This window comes from Bradyrhizobium sp. 33ap4 (assembly GCF_032654765.1).
In the GTDB taxonomy this organism is placed as follows: Bacteria; Pseudomonadota; Alphaproteobacteria; order Rhizobiales; family Xanthobacteraceae; genus Bradyrhizobium; species Bradyrhizobium australafricanum.
The window spans coordinates 21,781-35,948 of the sequence record NZ_JAUMTJ010000057.1 but is presented as its reverse complement, the minus strand read 5'-3'; the positions used below and the strand labels follow the sequence as shown (position 1 = coordinate 35,948).

Here is a 14,168-nt window from a genome sequence, read left to right as displayed (position 1 = left end):
AGGGGATGCATGATCACAATGGCTGATCGATATCAGGACCGACATTTTCCCGCCGACACGGCTTCCAAGGCCGACAGCGATCCGCTTGCCGAACTGGCACGGCTGATCGGCCAGACGGATCCCTTCGGCAGCGCGAACAAGCCGCCGCCGCGACCGCTGCAGTCGCGCGCCAACGCGCGGCCGCAACAATACGAGCCGCAGGCCGCGGACGAGGATGCGCCGGCCGCGGGCCCGCCGCCCTGGATGCAGCGCGCGCGGCAGGAGGCTGTCGCTCCGCCTCCCGTGCAGAACATCGAAGACGAAGAGCCCGAGCAGGACTACCAGCCGAAGCCGGTGCATCCGTTGCATCGCTACGCGGCTCAGCAGGCGCAGCCCGCGCCCGCGCCGGTGGCGCAGTATCGGCCGCTCGAGGCCCCTCGGCAGCCGGAGGCATTTGACGAGGAGCCGCACTATCAGAGTGGCGGTCAGAGTCAGGATCCGTCGCGCTATGACGACGCGCTCTACGGCCAGCTGGAAGCCGGCGAGCAGGACCTGCAGCGCGATCCCGCCTATCCGGACGATCCCTATGCCTATGAGGAGGCCTACGAGGAAGAACCCGAGCCCCGCCGGCGGCGCAGCGGCCTGATAACGGTCGCCGCGGTGCTGGCGCTCGGCGTGTTCGGTGTCGGTGGCGCGTATGCCTACCGGACCTACGTCGGTTCGCCCCGCAGCGGTGAGCCGCCGATCATCAAGGCTGACAACACGCCGACCAAGGTGATCCCGGCCCAGGCCGACGCGCCGGCCAAGACGCCGGACCGCATGGCGACGGGCGACGGCACCGAGAAGATCGTGTCGCGCGAAGAGACGCCGGTCGACGTCAATTCGAAGACCGCCGGACCGCGCGTCGTGTTTCCGCCGCTGAACGCCAATGCGAATCCACCGCCGCCCGCCAGCGTGCAGACGGCACAGCCGGCGCCGGCGCCGATCACCGCGAACGGCACGTTGCCGAACAACGAGCCGCGCAAGGTCCGCACGCTCTCGGTCAAGGGCGATACGCCCGATGGCACGCAGGCCACCGCAACCGTGCCGGCGAAACCTCCGGCGGCGGCGAAGTCTCCGGTGTCGCGCGGCAACCCGGCTGCGGCCAACGCCAGCGTCAACTCGCCAATGTCGCTTGTTCCCGGCCAGGCTGAGGCGGCTCCGGCCGCACCTCCGACCCGGGTGGCCTCGACCTCGGCGGCTCCGGTCGGGGGCGGCGGATATCTGGTCCAGGTCTCCTCGCAGAAGAACGAGGCAGACGCCCAGGCGTCGTACCGGACGCTGCAGGGCAAGTATCGCAACGTGCTCGGTTCGCAGCCCTTGGTGGTGAAGCGCGTCGATCTCGGAGAGAAAGGCGTCTACTACCGCGCCTTCGCGGGCCCGTTCGCGTCCTCGGAAGAGGCGAGCCAAGTGTGCAAGAGCCTGATGTCGGCGGGTGGACCGCAGTGCCTCATCCAAAGAAATTAAAGGCCGTTTCCTTGACCCGTGAGCTGCATACGGCCTAATCGGCCGAATGACGAACCGCGCATTCATCACGGGCATATCCGGGCTGATCCTCAACGACGCCGAACGCGAATTCATTCGCGCCGAGCGGCCATGGGGCTTCATCCTGTTCAAGCGCAACATCGAGACTCCTGCCCAAGTGGCGGCTCTTGTTGGGGAACTCCGGTCCGCAGTCGGCGTCGCCGATGCCCCGGTCCTGATCGACCAGGAAGGCGGGCGGGTGCAGCGGCTCGGCCCGCCGCATTGGCCGGCCTATCCGCCGGGCGCGAGCTTTGGGGCGCTCTACGACATCGATCCGAAGCTCGGGCTTGCGGCAGCCCGGCTCAGTTCACGGCTGATTGCGGCCGATCTGACCGATCTCGGAATCACCGTCGATTGCCTGCCCTTGGCCGATGTTCCCGTGGCCGGGGCGGACGCGGTGATCGGCAACCGGGCCTATGGAACTGAACCCGGCAAGGTCGCGGCAATCGCCCGCGCGGTCACGGACGGGCTGGAACAGGGCGGGGTACTGCCGGTTCTCAAGCATATTCCCGGCCATGGCCGGGCCACGGCGGACAGCCATTTCCGGCTTCCGACCGTTGATACCGCCAGGGCCGAGCTGGAACGGACCGATTTTGCCGCGTTCCAGCCGCTTGCGGATCTGCCGATGGCCATGACTGCACATGTTGTGTTTAGCGCGCTCGACCCCGTCCATCCGGCGACGACTTCTGCGACAATCATCGAACAGGTGATTCGCGGCCTGATCGGGTTCCAGGGTTTGTTGATGAGTGATGACGTGTCGATGAATGCGCTGGCCGGATCGATTGCCGAGCGGACCCGCGCCATCGTCACCGCCGGTTGCGACATGGTTCTGCAATGCAACGGCAATATTGACGAGATGCGCGAGGTCGCACGCGAAACGCCGGAACTGACCGGCAAGGCGCTTGAGCGCGCCAAGGCGACGCTCGCCGCGCGCAAGCCGCCTGAGCCGCTCGACCGGCAGGCGGCACGAGCTGAACTGGATGCGTTGTTGGATCGGGTAGGGACGGCATGACCGCTGAAATTCTTTCGTTTGATACCGGGCGGCCGGCCGACCTCGCCGAGGGCGAACCGGCGCTGGTGGTCGACGTCGAGGGCTATGAGGGCCCGCTCGACCTGCTGTTGACGCTGGCGCGGCAGCAGAAGGTCGACCTGTCGAAGATCTCGATCCTTGCGCTTGCCGACCAGTATCTTTCGTTCATCGAGGCTGCCCGCAAGATTCGCCTCGAGCTTGCGGCCGACTATCTGGTGATGGCGGCGTGGCTGGCGTTCCTGAAGTCGCGGCTCCTGCTGCCCGAGCCGCCGAGCGCGGAGGGGCCGAGCGCCGAGGAAATGGCGACCGCGCTCGCCAACCGGTTGCGCCGGCTGGAGGCGATCCGCGAGGCGGCGAACCGGCTGATGAACCGGCCCCAGTTCCAGCGCGATATCTTTCCGCGCGGCAATCCGGAATCGATCGCCGAGATCAAGCATCCGAAGTTCACCGCGACCCTGTACGACCTGCTGTCGGCCTACGCCACGCAGCGCCAGTCGCGCGTGCTGACGACGGTTCATCTGCAAAAGCGTACCGTATGGTCGCTGGCCGAAGCGCGTGCGTCGCTGGAGCGGCTGGTCGGCATCGCCGAGGACTGGAGCTGCCTCGACGAGTATCTGATGAATTACGTCGCCGATCCCACCCAGAAGGCGACGGTGTTCGCATCGAGCTTCGCTGCCGCCCTCGAGCTGGTTCGCGAGGGCGAGATGGAGATCAACCAGAAGCAGGCGTTCGCGCCGATCTATTTCCGAAAGCGTCAAGCGCAGGCCGCAATGGCAGCGCCGGACCTGTCGGTTGAGTAAGTGGAAGAAGGAGAGCAAGCCCATGGCAAGCTTGGCGGAAGTGCGCAGAGAAGAGCCCGAGGAGGAGGTTTCTCCTATGGATCCGGTGGCGCGTCCTGAGGAATTGCGGCTCCTGGAAGCCCTGTTGTTTGCATCGGCCGAGCCGATCGATCAGGCAACGCTGGCAAAGCGGATGCCCGACGGCGTCGACGTCAAGGCGGCGCTCGCGCAGCTGCAGGCGGAATACGCGCCGCGCGGCGTCAACCTGGTGCGTGTCGCCAACAAGTGGACGTTCCGCACCGCCGGCGATCTGTCGTGGCTGATGACGCGCGAGAGCACCGAGACGCGGAAGCTGTCGCGCGCCGCGATCGAGGTGCTGGCGATCGTCGCCTATCACCAGCCGGTGACTCGCGCCGAGATCGAAGAGATTCGCGGCGTGGTCACGTCGAAGGGCACGATCGACGTGCTGCTCGAGACCGGCTGGATCCGGCCGCGCGGCCGCCGCAAGACCCCGGGCCGTCCGCTCACCTTCGGAACCACCGACGCGTTCCTGTCGCAGTTCAGCCTGGAAGCGCTCGGCGACCTGCCGGGGCTTGAGGAGCTGAAGGGCACGGGTCTGCTCGACTCGCGTCTGCCGACCGGATTTTCCGTTCCGTCGCCGTCGGATGACGCGACGCTGCGGGAGGACGAGGAGCCGCTCGAGCCGGGTGATACGCTGGAACTGCTGCTGGCGCCGGCCGTCGAGCCGGAAGCCGAGGAACCGAAGGCCGACGCAGAAACGACTGATGAGGTCGGGACTGCTGAGGTCGAAACGACCGCCCAAGCGGAGGTCGAGGCGGACGTTCCCTCTGACGCGGATGCGGCCGAACCTGACACCGGCGAGCCGGAAGACCGCGCCGACCACGCGGGTGATGACGCCGACACCGAGGACAAGGGCGAATAAGCCTGAATATTCCCGGTTAAGCCTAGCAATATTACGTAGCCGCGACAGCGATTTGCCGCGGCCGAGGTCCTTGTTTTTGACACCCCGCGGGCCTACCTTCCGGCAAAGTTCAGGCCGGTCCGCCGGCCATTTCTGGAGGGTTGCAGGATGGGTTCGTTGAGCATTTGGCACTGGATCGTCGTGATCGCAGTGGTCCTGCTGCTGTTCGGACGCGGCAAGATTTCTGATCTGATGGGTGACGTCGCCCAGGGCATCAAGGCCTTCAAGAAGGGCATGCAGGACGACGACAAGGTCGCCGAGAAGACCGAGCCCACCAAGTCGATCGATCACAATGCGGCGACGTCGGCCGCGCGCCAGGACGTCGGCAGCAAGGCCGTCTAACGCGCTTGTACTGACGCATATTTCGACGTTTTTTCTTGCGCGAAACGGTGACGCCGTCGCACAGACGCGCTATGGACGCCGATTGAGAAAAGGCGCCGGCAGCCCCAGATCCTGTTAGGAGCGATGGGGCCGATGGCGGCGCGCTTAGGCGGAAGAATTCATGTTCGATATCGGGTGGAGTGAACTGGTCGTCATCGCGGTCGTCGCGCTGATCGCCATCGGCCCGAAAGAACTGCCGGGCGTGCTGCGCATGGTCGGGCAATGGATGGGCAAGGCCCGCAAGATGGCCTCCGAATTCCAGGGCCAGTTCCAGGAAGCCATGCGCGAGGCCGAGATGGCCGACCTCAAGAAGAGCTTTGACGAGGTCAAGGAGGCCGCAACCGGCATCACCAGCGGCAACATCATGACCTCGCTGCAGAAGGACGTCAGCGACGCCCTGCAGATCGACAAGCCGGTCGATGCGCAGGTTGCGTCCGCAATCGACGCACCGGTGGCGTCAAGTGACACACCGGTGACGCCCACGACTCCCGTCGAGCCGACGCCGGAAACCTTCGTCGAGGCCGAGGCGCACGCGGCAGCCAGCGAGCCGCTTGCGATCACCAATGAGGTGAAGGCCGAGCCGGCGCCGCAGGACGTGACGCCGGTACAGCCCGACGCGCTCAAGGACGCGAGGGCGTCATGAGCGCCGAAGACATCGAGGCCAGCAAGGCCCCCTTGATGGATCACCTGATCGAGCTGCGCTCGCGGCTGATCAAGGCGCTGCTCGGCTTCGGCGTGGCCTTCATCATCTGCTTCTTCTTCGCCAAGCAGATCTACAACGTGCTGGTCTGGCCGTTCGTCTGGATCGCGGGGCCGGAGAATTCGAAGTTCATCTACACCGCGCTGCTGGAATATTTCATCACCCAGCTGAAGCTCGCATTGTTCGGCGCCGGCTTCATCTCGTTTCCGATCGTCGCCACCCAGATCTACAAATTCGTCGCGCCCGGTCTCTACCGGCATGAGCGCAACGCGTTCCTGCCGTATCTGATCGCCACCCCGGTGTTCTTCGTGATGGGCGCGGCGCTCGTCTATTTCGTTGTGCTGCCGATGCTGGTGCGGTTCTCGCTCGGCATGCAGCAGGCCGGCGGCGCGGAGACCGCGCAGATCCAGCTGCTGCCCAAGGTCGGCGAATATCTTTCGCTGATGATGTCGCTGATCTTCGCCTTCGGCATCGCGTTCCAGCTGCCGGTGATCCTGACGCTGCTCGGCCGCATCGGCATCGTCACCTCGAAGATGCTGAAGGAGAAGCGGCGCTACTTCATCGTGATCGCCTTCATCATCGCCGCTGTGCTGACGCCGCCCGACGTGCTGAGCCAGGCCTCGCTCGCGATCCCGCTGCTCGCGCTCTACGAGGGCGCCATTATCGCGGTCCGGATCGTGGAGAAGAAGGCCGCGACCTCGAATGCGGCGTCCGGGGCGACCAATCCGGCCGAATAGGGTGATTTCACCTCACAGTCGGTGTCATACCCCGCGAAAGCGGGGTATCCCGTACGCCGCGGCTTCTCGGTGACACGCCGACGTCTCTGGAATGCTGGATCACCCGCTTTCGCTGACGATGACGGTCGTGGTAGTGGAACTGCAAACCGTAGTTTGCCAACGCAATGTTGGTTGCTTACGCATAGCCTGCCAGGACTGACTTATGCACGACATCAAAGCGATCCGCGACAACCCGACAGCCTTCGACGCCGGCCTGAAGCGCCGCGGGTTAGAGGCCCTGTCGCCGTCGCTGCTGGCGATCGACGAGAAGCGGCGGGCGGCGATCCTGGCGTCGGAGCAGGCCCAGGCGCGGCGCAATGCGGCCTCGAAGGAGATCGGCGAGGCCAAGAAGGCAAAGGACGAGGCGCGCGCGGCCAAGCTGATGGCTGAAGTTGCCGAGCTGAAGACCACGATGCCAGAACTCGAGGCGGCGGCGAAGACGGCCGATGAACAGCTGACCAAAGAGCTGTCGTCGATTCCGAACCTGCCGCTCGACGAGGTGCCCGACGGTACCGACGAGCACGGCAACGTCCAGCACCATGTGTACGGCAAGACGCGCGACTACGGCTTTGCGCCGAAGCTGCATGACGATCTCGGCACCGCGCTCGGCTATATGGATTTCGAGGCGGCGGCGAAACTGTCCGGCGCACGTTTCGTCGTGCTGAAGAAGGGGCTGGCGCGGCTCGAGCGCGCGATTGGGCAATTCATGCTCGACCTGCACACCGGCGAGCATGGCTATACCGAGATCAATCCGCCGCTGCTGGTGCGCGACGCCGTGATGTTCGGCACCGGACAGCTACCGAAATTCGAGGACGACCAGTTCTGGGCGATCAAGGGCGAATTGCTCGCGTCGCCGAATGCCGATCTGCGCAGCGAGCGCCTCGGCCTGATCCCGACCGCCGAAGTCTCGCTGACCAACCTCGCGCGCGAATCCATCCTCGACGAGAAGGAGCTGCCGATGCGGCTCACCGCGCTGACGCCTTGCTTCCGTGCCGAAGCCGGCGCGGCGGGACGCGATACGCGCGGTATGATCCGCCAGCACCAGTTCACAAAGGTTGAGCTGGTGTCGATCACGACGCCGGAAGCCGGCAAGGATGAGCTCGAGCGCATGCTGTCCTGCGCCGAGCAGGTTCTGCAAAAGCTCGACCTGCATTATCGCGTAATGACGCTGTGCGCCGGCGACATGGGCTTCTCCGCGCAGAAGACCTACGACATCGAAGTGTGGATGCCGGGGCAGGGCGATGGCGGCGCCTATCGCGAGATTTCGAGCTGCTCGGTGTGCGGCGATTTCCAGGCCCGTCGCATGGACGCGCGCTATCGCGGCCCCGACGGCAAGCCGCGCTTCGTGCATACGCTGAATGGCTCCGGCACGGCGGTCGGGCGCGCTCTGATCGCCGTCATGGAGACTTATCAGCAGCAGGATGGTTCGATCGCGGTGCCCGATGTGCTGCAGCCCTATATGGGCGGGCTCAAGGTCATCGAGCACGGCATGTGAGGCGAGGGCCAGTGTGATGCCGCTGCACCGTGACATCCACTGGCTAGGTCGACAATGGGCCGTCACGGGCCACGGTCTGCAGCTGATCAATCAGAAGCAGATGGGCTATTACGACATCGAGGCCGCGCGCCTGTGGGACGCGCGCGTGACCGAGGTGCAATCGAAGGCCTGGATCGACAGGCCCGACTTCGACAAGGCGCTGGAGATCGCGCGCGGCAAGTTCGCCCAATTGGCGCCGGCAGATCTGCCGCCACCACCTGCACCGATTGCGTCGCCGCCACCGCCGGTCCGGGCGACGCCGCCGGCCGCGCCGCGCGCGCCGCTTGACGCGACATCGGTGCCCTCGATCGAGGAGCTGCTGGCCAGGCTGAAATCGAAATCGGCTGCGACGGCGCCGGGCGAAGCGCTCGCTCCGGTGCCGCCCAAACCCGAACCGCTCGGGGTTGAGCCTCGGAAGGTCGAGCCGGCGCGGTCCGAGCTCCCCCAAGCGGCTTCGGTCGCCCCCGAACCGTCCAGGGCTGAGTCTCGCGCGTTACAAGCTCCGAAGGCTGAGTCGCTCACGACCGCGCCGGCCAAGGCCGATCCCATCACGGCCGATCCCATCAAGTCCGAGCTCCCCACATCGGAGCTTCCGAAGCCTCCCAAGCCTGAGCCTCGCCAAACCGCACCAATTGCTCTTGAGCCGGCCAGGCCGGAAGCTCGGAGGGTTGAGCCGCCCAAGGTTGAAGCTCCCAAGGTTGAAGCTCTCAAATCTGAAGCTCCCAAGGTTGAAGCAAAGCCTGAACCTGCCAAGCCCGAGCCTCCAAGGTCAGAAGCTGTCGCGTCCCGGGGGCTCGGGGCCGAACTGCGTCAGACCCCACGGGTCAAAGTGCCGGAGGCGCCGCGGCCAACGCCCGTGATCGCGGTTGTTCGGCGGCCGGCCAGAGCAGCCTGGCCGGTGTTCGAGCGCAAGATCGCCGGCAGCGCGCGATTTGTCCGTCCATGGCGCGTGACGTCGGCACGATGGCGCGGGCCATCGCCAGGTTTGCCTCCGCGGCCCTAGCCGGTTAAGACGGCAGTCAACTCAAGAAGCCGCAGCGTAAGATACCCGCGCCGAATCGGAACAAAAGGCACTTTGACGGATGCGAATTCTCTGCACCAATGATGACGGCATCCATGCTCCAGGCCTGCAGGTCGTCGAGCAGATCGCACGCGCGTTGTCCGACGACGTCTGGATCGTTGCCCCCGAGCTCGATCAGTCCGGCGTCTCGCATTCGCTGTCGCTCAACGATCCGCTGCGTCTCCGCGAAGTCAGCCCGCGTCACTTCGCGGTGCGCGGCACGCCGACCGATTGCGTCATCATGGGCGCGCGCCACATTCTCGGAGACAAGCTGCCCGATCTCGTGCTGAGCGGCGTCAACAAGGGCCGCAATGTCGCCGAGGACGTGGTCTATTCCGGCACCATCGCCGGCGCGCTCGAAGGCACCATTCTGGGCTTTCCGTCATTCGCGCTGTCGCAGGAATTCTCCATTGAGACGCGCAACGCGCCGCTGTGGGACACCGCGCTGAAATTCGGACCCGACATCATTCGCAAGGTGATCGGCGCCGGCGTCCCCAGAAACACCGTCATCAACGTCAACTTCCCGTCCTGCATGCCCGATGACGTGAAGGGCATCCGGATCACGCGGCAGGGCAAGCGCAATCAGGGGTTCCTGAAGATCGATCGCCGTCACGACGGACGCGGCAATCCGTATTTCTGGATCGGCTTCGAGCGCGCGGCGATGATGGATGCGCCGGCCGAAGGCACCGATCTCGCCGCGCTTGCGGCGCGCTACGTCTCGGTCACACCGCTGCGGCTCGACCGCACCGATGAAGCATTTTCGGAAACGCTGATTGATACGCTGAAGTAATCCTCGGGGAATCTGTAGCCCGGATGGAGCGAAGCGAAATCCGGAACCCGTATTGTGAAGTCCCCGGATTACGCTTCGCTCCATCCGGGCTACGCGCGCAACTTGCGGCTAGACCGGCGCGCCCTTCATCGCGCTGGAGATCACCTGGGCCAGCGTTTCCAGCTGGAAGGGCTTTTGCAGCGCCGGACGGTCGCGATACTCCGGAGGCAGGCCGGACGAGCCATAGCCGGTCGCGAAGATGAAGGGGCGGTTGCGGGCGTTGATCAGTTCGGCGACCGGGGTGATCACCTTGCCATTGACGTTGACGTCGAGGATCGCGAGGTCGAATTCGGTCGATTGCGCAAGCTTGACCGCTTCGCCGATCTCGCCGGCCTCGGCCGCAACGCTATGGCCGAGTTCCTCCAGCATATCGGCGACCATCATCCGGATCATGACCTCGTCCTCTACGAGGAAAACTGAACAGCCCGCCGGCCGTATCGCTGTCATGATGGAATCCTTGCCCTTCCCTGAATCAGGCTCGCAAATAACATTACAGCGCGCAATGCAAACGTTCGGGAATTGGTCCTTTTCCGGCGCGCCACAGCGTTTTCCGCATCGCGCTGGCGGGCTTTGCTGCGCAAGATTTGCCCAACAGCCAGCGAGGTGTGTTGACCCTACGAGCGCCCTGATCTGCGCCACCCAGACGTTAACTGCGCATCGCCGCCAATTATATGTGAGGGGGCCGGGCCGGCGCCAATGCCAAATCTGGCGATGGTTCCTGGCCGGGAACAAAACGCGACGGGAAATTTTTCCTTAACGCGGTATTTCGGATTTCAATGGCATCTAGTGTCCCGAATCCGAAGTTCGCATCATTTGCCGCACCTTCGGAGCGAACTTCGTATTCGATAAGGACACTAGCAAACTTATGATTCTAGTGTGCTTTATGAATGCGAAGTTCGTGAAAGTGGCTGCCGCGAAAAATCGCACGAACTTCGCATTCAGCACACTAGAGGGCAAGATTCCGCGCTGCCGCCCAGAGACGCTGATGAACATGGCCGTGAACCCCGATCCGACCGAGAAGATGATGTTTCAGCTGACCCTGCGGCGGCGTGGGGTGAGCGATCAGGCGGTGCTGCGTACGATGGAGGAGGTGCCGCGCGAGGTCTTCGTCGATCCGCGCGATCGCAACGAGGCCTATCGCGACAGCGCGCTTGCGATCGCCTGTGGGCAGACCATCAGCCAGCCTTTCGTCGTGGCCTACATGACCGAGCAGTTGAAACTGCAGAAGGACCATCGCGTGCTCGAAATCGGCACCGGCTCGGGCTATCAGGCGGCCGTGCTGTCCCGGTTGTGCAAGCAGGTGCTGACCATCGAGCGCTACCGGACGCTGGCCGACGGCGCCCGCAAGCGCCTCGAAAAGCTGGGTTATTACAATATCGAGGTGCTGCTCGGGGACGGTTTCAACGTTCCGGCCGGGGCAGGCGACTTCGACCGCATCATCGTCACCGCGGCGATGGAGCAGATCCCGGAGAAGCTCTTGGAGCGGCTCGAACCCGGCGGCATCCTGATCGCCCCGGTCGGGCCGCATCAGGGTATCCAGACCCTCGTCCGCGTGGTGCGGACCGAGAACCGCTTCGACCGCAAGGAATTGGTCGACGTCCGCTTTGTGCCGGCGTTGCCGGGAATCGCGCGCGAATTGTAGATTTGGCGATTTGCTGCTTGGCACCAACGCCTTATTTGCAGGGTTAAGCGGTTATTTACTCGGTACGTGTTTACTCAAAACAGTCTTTTGTTGCGTACGAGTGAGTAACCATGTCTGGGGTTGTTGAGTTGCTTCGCTCGCGTCGCGTACCGCAGGTTGCGGTGCTGACGCTGATGTCCATGGCTTTTGCCGGTTGCAGCGCCGATATGTCGTCGCGCTTCTCGCAAAACTCCTACTCCCAAAATCCGTTTGCGTTTGATCCGCAGCCGACCGGCACCGTGCAGCAGGCGCCGCCGCCGCGCGAGTTGCCGCAATACGCGCGGCCGCGAACGCAACCGCAGTACTCGCAATACCAGTCACAGCCGTTGCCGCCGCCGGTCGCAGCGGCGCCGCAGTCCTATCCGGTCGCCAATGGCAATGCCGGCGTCTCCGGAGGAGGGCGCGGGGTCTCGTCCTACACGCCGCCGCCCGCGCGTCCGCAGATCGAATCCACCGGCACCGTTCCGCATTCGGTCGCCGCAGCCCCTGCCGGGCACAACGGCACCACCATCATCGTCGGCACCAGCGATACGCTGGAAGTGCTGGCACGCCGCTACAACGTCTCGACCGCCGAGATCCTGCGCGCCAACGGCTACAAGGGACCGCGCGCGCTGTCGCCCGGCCAGCAGCTGGTCATTCCGCGTCCGACCGCATCGGCCGCGGCGCCGGCAATGGCCGCACCGGCCGCGCGCCCTGTCGCCGTGGCAGCCGCGCCCGCCGGCGTCCACTATGTCAATCGCGGCGACACGCTGCACAGCATCGCGCGTCAGCACCACATCCCGGTGGCCGAGCTCGCCCGCGCCAACAACCTCGACCAGTCGGCCCGGCTGAGCCTCGGCATGAAGCTCGTGGTGCCCGGCGCCAAGACGGCGATGGCGGCACCCGCGCCCGTTGCGCAACCTGTTGCCGCCGCGCCGGTTGCTGCCGTGGCTCCGGCGCCGGCGGTCGCGGCCCCGAAGGTTGTTGCAACCGCGTTGCCGCAGCAGAGCGCGCGGCTGGTCCAGCCAACCGCGACGGTCGAGCAGCCGGCGGCCGCCGCTGAAGCGCCCGTCGTCACCAAGTCGAGCGAGGCCACCGGCGCGTTGCCGACCTTCCGCTGGCCGGTGCGCGGCAAGGTCATCACCGCCTACGGCTCGAAGACCAACGGCAAGGTCAATGACGGCATCAACGTCGCGGTGCCCGAGGGTACGCCGGTGAAAGCTGCCGAAGACGGCGTCGTCGCCTATTCGGGCAATGAGCTGAAGGGCTACGGCAATCTCGTGCTGGTCCGTCATTCCAATGGCTACGTCACCGCCTACGCCCATGCGAGCGAAATCCTGGTGAAGCGCGGCGATACCATCAAGCGCGGTCAGGTGATTGCCAAGTCGGGCCAGTCCGGCGAGGCGGGCTCGCCGCAGCTCCACTTCGAGATCCGCAAGGGATCGTCGCCGGTGGATCCGCTCCAGTTCCTCAACGGCGCGTAAGCTACGCGTCGGGACTTCAAGGGACTTCCAAGTCTCACAACAAAGACAGCGGGGGTGGCGCAAGCCTCCCCCGCTTTGTTTTGACGATTGCTGCGACGATTACTTGCCGCTCAGCCGCGTAGCCCGGATGGAGCGAAGCGAAATCCGGGAGCTCACCCGCGGCGTGCACGATCCCGGATTGCGCTGCGCTCCATCCGGGCTACACAGGCGATGACGGGAGAGCTATGCCTCCCATCCCTGTTAATTGCCACTAAGCCGCACACCGAGCCGGCCTGCGAGCTCCTGCGTGTACTGCCAGGCCACGCGGCCCGAGCGCGATCCGCGGGTGGTCGACCATTCGAGCGCCTCGCGCTCGAGTTCGTCCTCGGCGATCTTGATGCCGTAGTGGTCGCAATAGCCCTTCACCATCGCGAGGTATTCGTCCTGGCTGCAGCGATGGAAGCCGAGCCAGAGGCCGAAGCGGTCCGACAGCGACACCTTTTCCTCGACCGCTTCGCCGGGATTGATCGCGGTCGAGCGTTCGTTCTCGATCATCTCGCGCGCCAGCAGATGCCGCCGGTTCGAGGTCGCATAGAGGATGACGTTGTCGGGGCGCCCCTCGATGCCACCTTCCAGCACGGCCTTCAGCGACTTGTATGAGGCATCGTTGCCGTCGAACGAGAGGTCGTCGCAGAACACGATGAAGCGGAAGGACGAGCCGCGCAGCAGCTCCATCAGGCCGGGCAGGCTCTCGATGTCCTCGCGGTGGATCTCGATCAGCTTCAGCCGGTCGGCCGGCTTGCGGTCGAGATTGATGCTGGCATGGGTGGCCTTGACCAGCGACGACTTGCCCATGCCGCGGGCGCCCCAGAGCAGCGCATTGTTAGCGGGCAGGCCGTCGGCGAAGCGCTCGGTGTTCTCCATCAGGATATCGCGCATCCGGTCGACGCCCTTGAGCAGGCCGATCTCGACGCGGCTGACGCGCGGCACCGGGGCGAGGCGCCCGTCCGGATGCCAGACGAAGGCGTCCGCGGCGCCGAAGGTCTCGGCCGGATCGAGGGCCGGGGAGGCGTCCGCGAGGCGGCTGGCGATGACCTCCAGGGCGTTCGCGATCCGCTCGGCCGCTGCGCCGTCGAGCGCCGTTACCGGGCGTTTTGTCGCGGCGTTTTCAGCGCGCTTGGCGGCAGCCTTGGGGGTGGTTTTGCGGGTTGTTTTACTGGTCGTTTTCTTGGCTTTTTTCGGCATTTGTCCAGTTCCTGACGGCGCAGCCTTATCGGGCTGGCGGCGGTCCCGCAAGCGCCCTAAATGAAGGTCCGTTAACGTTGCAATTGGGACCGCGGCCGCTATAGTCCGCGCGAATTTGTCCGGACCGCCATACCGCCCCGAATCCGAGGGCGCTGCCGGTTCTTTCCCGTCTTATCCGAGGATCGTC

At 65.1% G+C, this 14,168-nt stretch carries 13 protein-coding genes and 1 pseudogene; 12 read left to right on the top strand and 2 right to left on the bottom strand.

The genetic code is table 11. The features are described from left to right. The first annotated feature begins 18 nt into the window (after nt 1-18). The 10 genes and pseudogenes from Q2M23_RS33720 to surE all read left to right on the top strand — a co-directional run bounded on the left by Q2M23_RS33720 (nt 19) and on the right by surE (nt 9,574). Nucleotides 19-1,485, top strand: coding sequence for an SPOR domain-containing protein (locus Q2M23_RS33720; RefSeq protein ID WP_316398362.1), 1,467 nt, complete (start codon nt 19-21; stop codon nt 1,483-1,485). Nucleotides 1,486-1,531: 46 nt separating this feature from the next. Next, nucleotides 1,532-2,554, top strand: a complete 1,023-nt coding sequence (gene nagZ / locus Q2M23_RS33715) for a beta-N-acetylhexosaminidase (protein ID WP_316398361.1) — start codon at nt 1,532-1,534, stop codon at nt 2,552-2,554. Then, nucleotides 2,551-3,372 carry a segregation and condensation protein A gene (locus Q2M23_RS33710; protein WP_050420355.1) on the top strand — a complete coding sequence of 274 codons (822 nt, stop codon included), beginning with the start codon at nt 2,551-2,553 and terminating at the stop codon, nt 3,370-3,372. The genes nagZ and Q2M23_RS33710 overlap by 4 nt, the downstream gene beginning before the upstream one ends. Nucleotides 3,373-3,394: 22 nt before the next feature. Continuing rightward, a pseudogene (gene scpB, locus Q2M23_RS33705) lies at nt 3,395-4,279 on the top strand (SMC-Scp complex subunit ScpB); the annotation flags it as partial. Between the two features lie 162 nt (nt 4,280-4,441). Then, on the top strand, nt 4,442-4,675 hold the full coding sequence (locus tag Q2M23_RS33700; RefSeq protein ID WP_016846882.1) for a twin-arginine translocase TatA/TatE family subunit: 234 nt from the start codon (nt 4,442-4,444) through the stop codon (nt 4,673-4,675). A 160-nt stretch (nt 4,676-4,835) separates the two neighbouring features. Further along, entirely contained in the window at nt 4,836-5,357 is a 522-nt protein-coding gene (gene tatB / locus Q2M23_RS33695) for a Sec-independent protein translocase protein TatB (RefSeq protein WP_229192060.1), read from the top strand. Beyond that, on the top strand, nt 5,354-6,151 hold the full coding sequence (gene tatC / locus Q2M23_RS33690; protein WP_316398360.1) for a twin-arginine translocase subunit TatC: 798 nt from the start codon (nt 5,354-5,356) through the stop codon (nt 6,149-6,151). Before tatB ends, tatC begins: the two co-directional genes overlap by 4 nt. Nucleotides 6,152-6,353: 202 nt before the next feature. Further along, entirely contained in the window at nt 6,354-7,685 is a 1,332-nt protein-coding gene (serS, locus tag Q2M23_RS33685; protein ID WP_229192059.1) for a serine--tRNA ligase, read from the top strand. A gap of 13 nt (nt 7,686-7,698) precedes the next feature. Beyond that, nucleotides 7,699-8,727, top strand: a complete 1,029-nt coding sequence (locus Q2M23_RS33680; RefSeq protein ID WP_316398359.1) for a hypothetical protein — start codon at nt 7,699-7,701, stop codon at nt 8,725-8,727. Between the two features lie 79 nt (nt 8,728-8,806). Continuing rightward, nucleotides 8,807-9,574: a 5'/3'-nucleotidase SurE gene (gene surE / locus Q2M23_RS33675; RefSeq protein WP_028332131.1), complete on the top strand. Its 768-nt coding sequence runs from the start codon at nt 8,807-8,809 to the stop codon at nt 9,572-9,574. 108 nt (nt 9,575-9,682) lie between these two features. Here surE and Q2M23_RS33670 read toward each other — a convergent pair whose 3' ends face one another. Continuing rightward, on the bottom strand, nt 9,683-10,060 hold the full coding sequence (locus tag Q2M23_RS33670) for a response regulator (protein ID WP_026192734.1): 378 nt from the start codon (nt 10,058-10,060) through the stop codon (nt 9,683-9,685). A 538-nt stretch (nt 10,061-10,598) separates the two neighbouring features. Here Q2M23_RS33670 and Q2M23_RS33665 point away from each other — a divergent pair. Both Q2M23_RS33665 and Q2M23_RS33660 read left to right on the top strand, forming a co-directional pair. Continuing rightward, entirely contained in the window at nt 10,599-11,255 is a 657-nt protein-coding gene (locus Q2M23_RS33665) for a protein-L-isoaspartate(D-aspartate) O-methyltransferase (RefSeq protein ID WP_316398358.1), read from the top strand. Nucleotides 11,256-11,365: 110 nt separating this feature from the next. Beyond that, nucleotides 11,366-12,757 carry a LysM peptidoglycan-binding domain-containing M23 family metallopeptidase gene (locus Q2M23_RS33660; RefSeq protein WP_076828627.1) on the top strand — a complete coding sequence of 464 codons (1,392 nt, stop codon included), beginning with the start codon at nt 11,366-11,368 and terminating at the stop codon, nt 12,755-12,757. 240 nt (nt 12,758-12,997) lie between these two features. Here Q2M23_RS33660 and Q2M23_RS33655 read toward each other — a convergent pair whose 3' ends face one another. Beyond that, nucleotides 12,998-13,981, bottom strand: coding sequence for an ATP-binding protein (locus Q2M23_RS33655; RefSeq protein WP_316398357.1), 984 nt, complete (start codon nt 13,979-13,981; stop codon nt 12,998-13,000). Nucleotides 13,982-14,168: the final 187 nt, after the last annotated feature.

Bases quoted from the DNA above. Each gene is read 5' to 3' on its own strand.
- Q2M23_RS33720 (WP_316398362.1), top strand. From the start codon at position 19: ATGGCTGATCGATATCAGGACCGACATTTTCCCGCCGACACGGCTTCC.
- nagZ (WP_316398361.1), top strand. From the start codon at position 1,532: ATGACGAACCGCGCATTCATCACGGGCATATCCGGGCTGATCCTCAAC.
- Q2M23_RS33710 (WP_050420355.1), top strand. From the start codon at position 2,551: ATGACCGCTGAAATTCTTTCGTTTGATACCGGGCGGCCGGCCGACCTC.
- Q2M23_RS33700 (WP_016846882.1), top strand. From the start codon at position 4,442: ATGGGTTCGTTGAGCATTTGGCACTGGATCGTCGTGATCGCAGTGGTC.
- tatB (WP_229192060.1), top strand. From the start codon at position 4,836: ATGTTCGATATCGGGTGGAGTGAACTGGTCGTCATCGCGGTCGTCGCG.
- tatC (WP_316398360.1), top strand. From the start codon at position 5,354: ATGAGCGCCGAAGACATCGAGGCCAGCAAGGCCCCCTTGATGGATCAC.
- serS (WP_229192059.1), top strand. From the start codon at position 6,354: ATGCACGACATCAAAGCGATCCGCGACAACCCGACAGCCTTCGACGCC.
- surE (WP_028332131.1), top strand. From the start codon at position 8,807: ATGCGAATTCTCTGCACCAATGATGACGGCATCCATGCTCCAGGCCTG.
- Q2M23_RS33670 (WP_026192734.1), bottom strand. From the start codon at position 10,060: ATGACAGCGATACGGCCGGCGGGCTGTTCAGTTTTCCTCGTAGAGGAC.
- Q2M23_RS33665 (WP_316398358.1), top strand. From the start codon at position 10,599: ATGAACATGGCCGTGAACCCCGATCCGACCGAGAAGATGATGTTTCAG.
- Q2M23_RS33660 (WP_076828627.1), top strand. From the start codon at position 11,366: ATGTCTGGGGTTGTTGAGTTGCTTCGCTCGCGTCGCGTACCGCAGGTT.
- Q2M23_RS33655 (WP_316398357.1), bottom strand. From the start codon at position 13,981: ATGCCGAAAAAAGCCAAGAAAACGACCAGTAAAACAACCCGCAAAACC.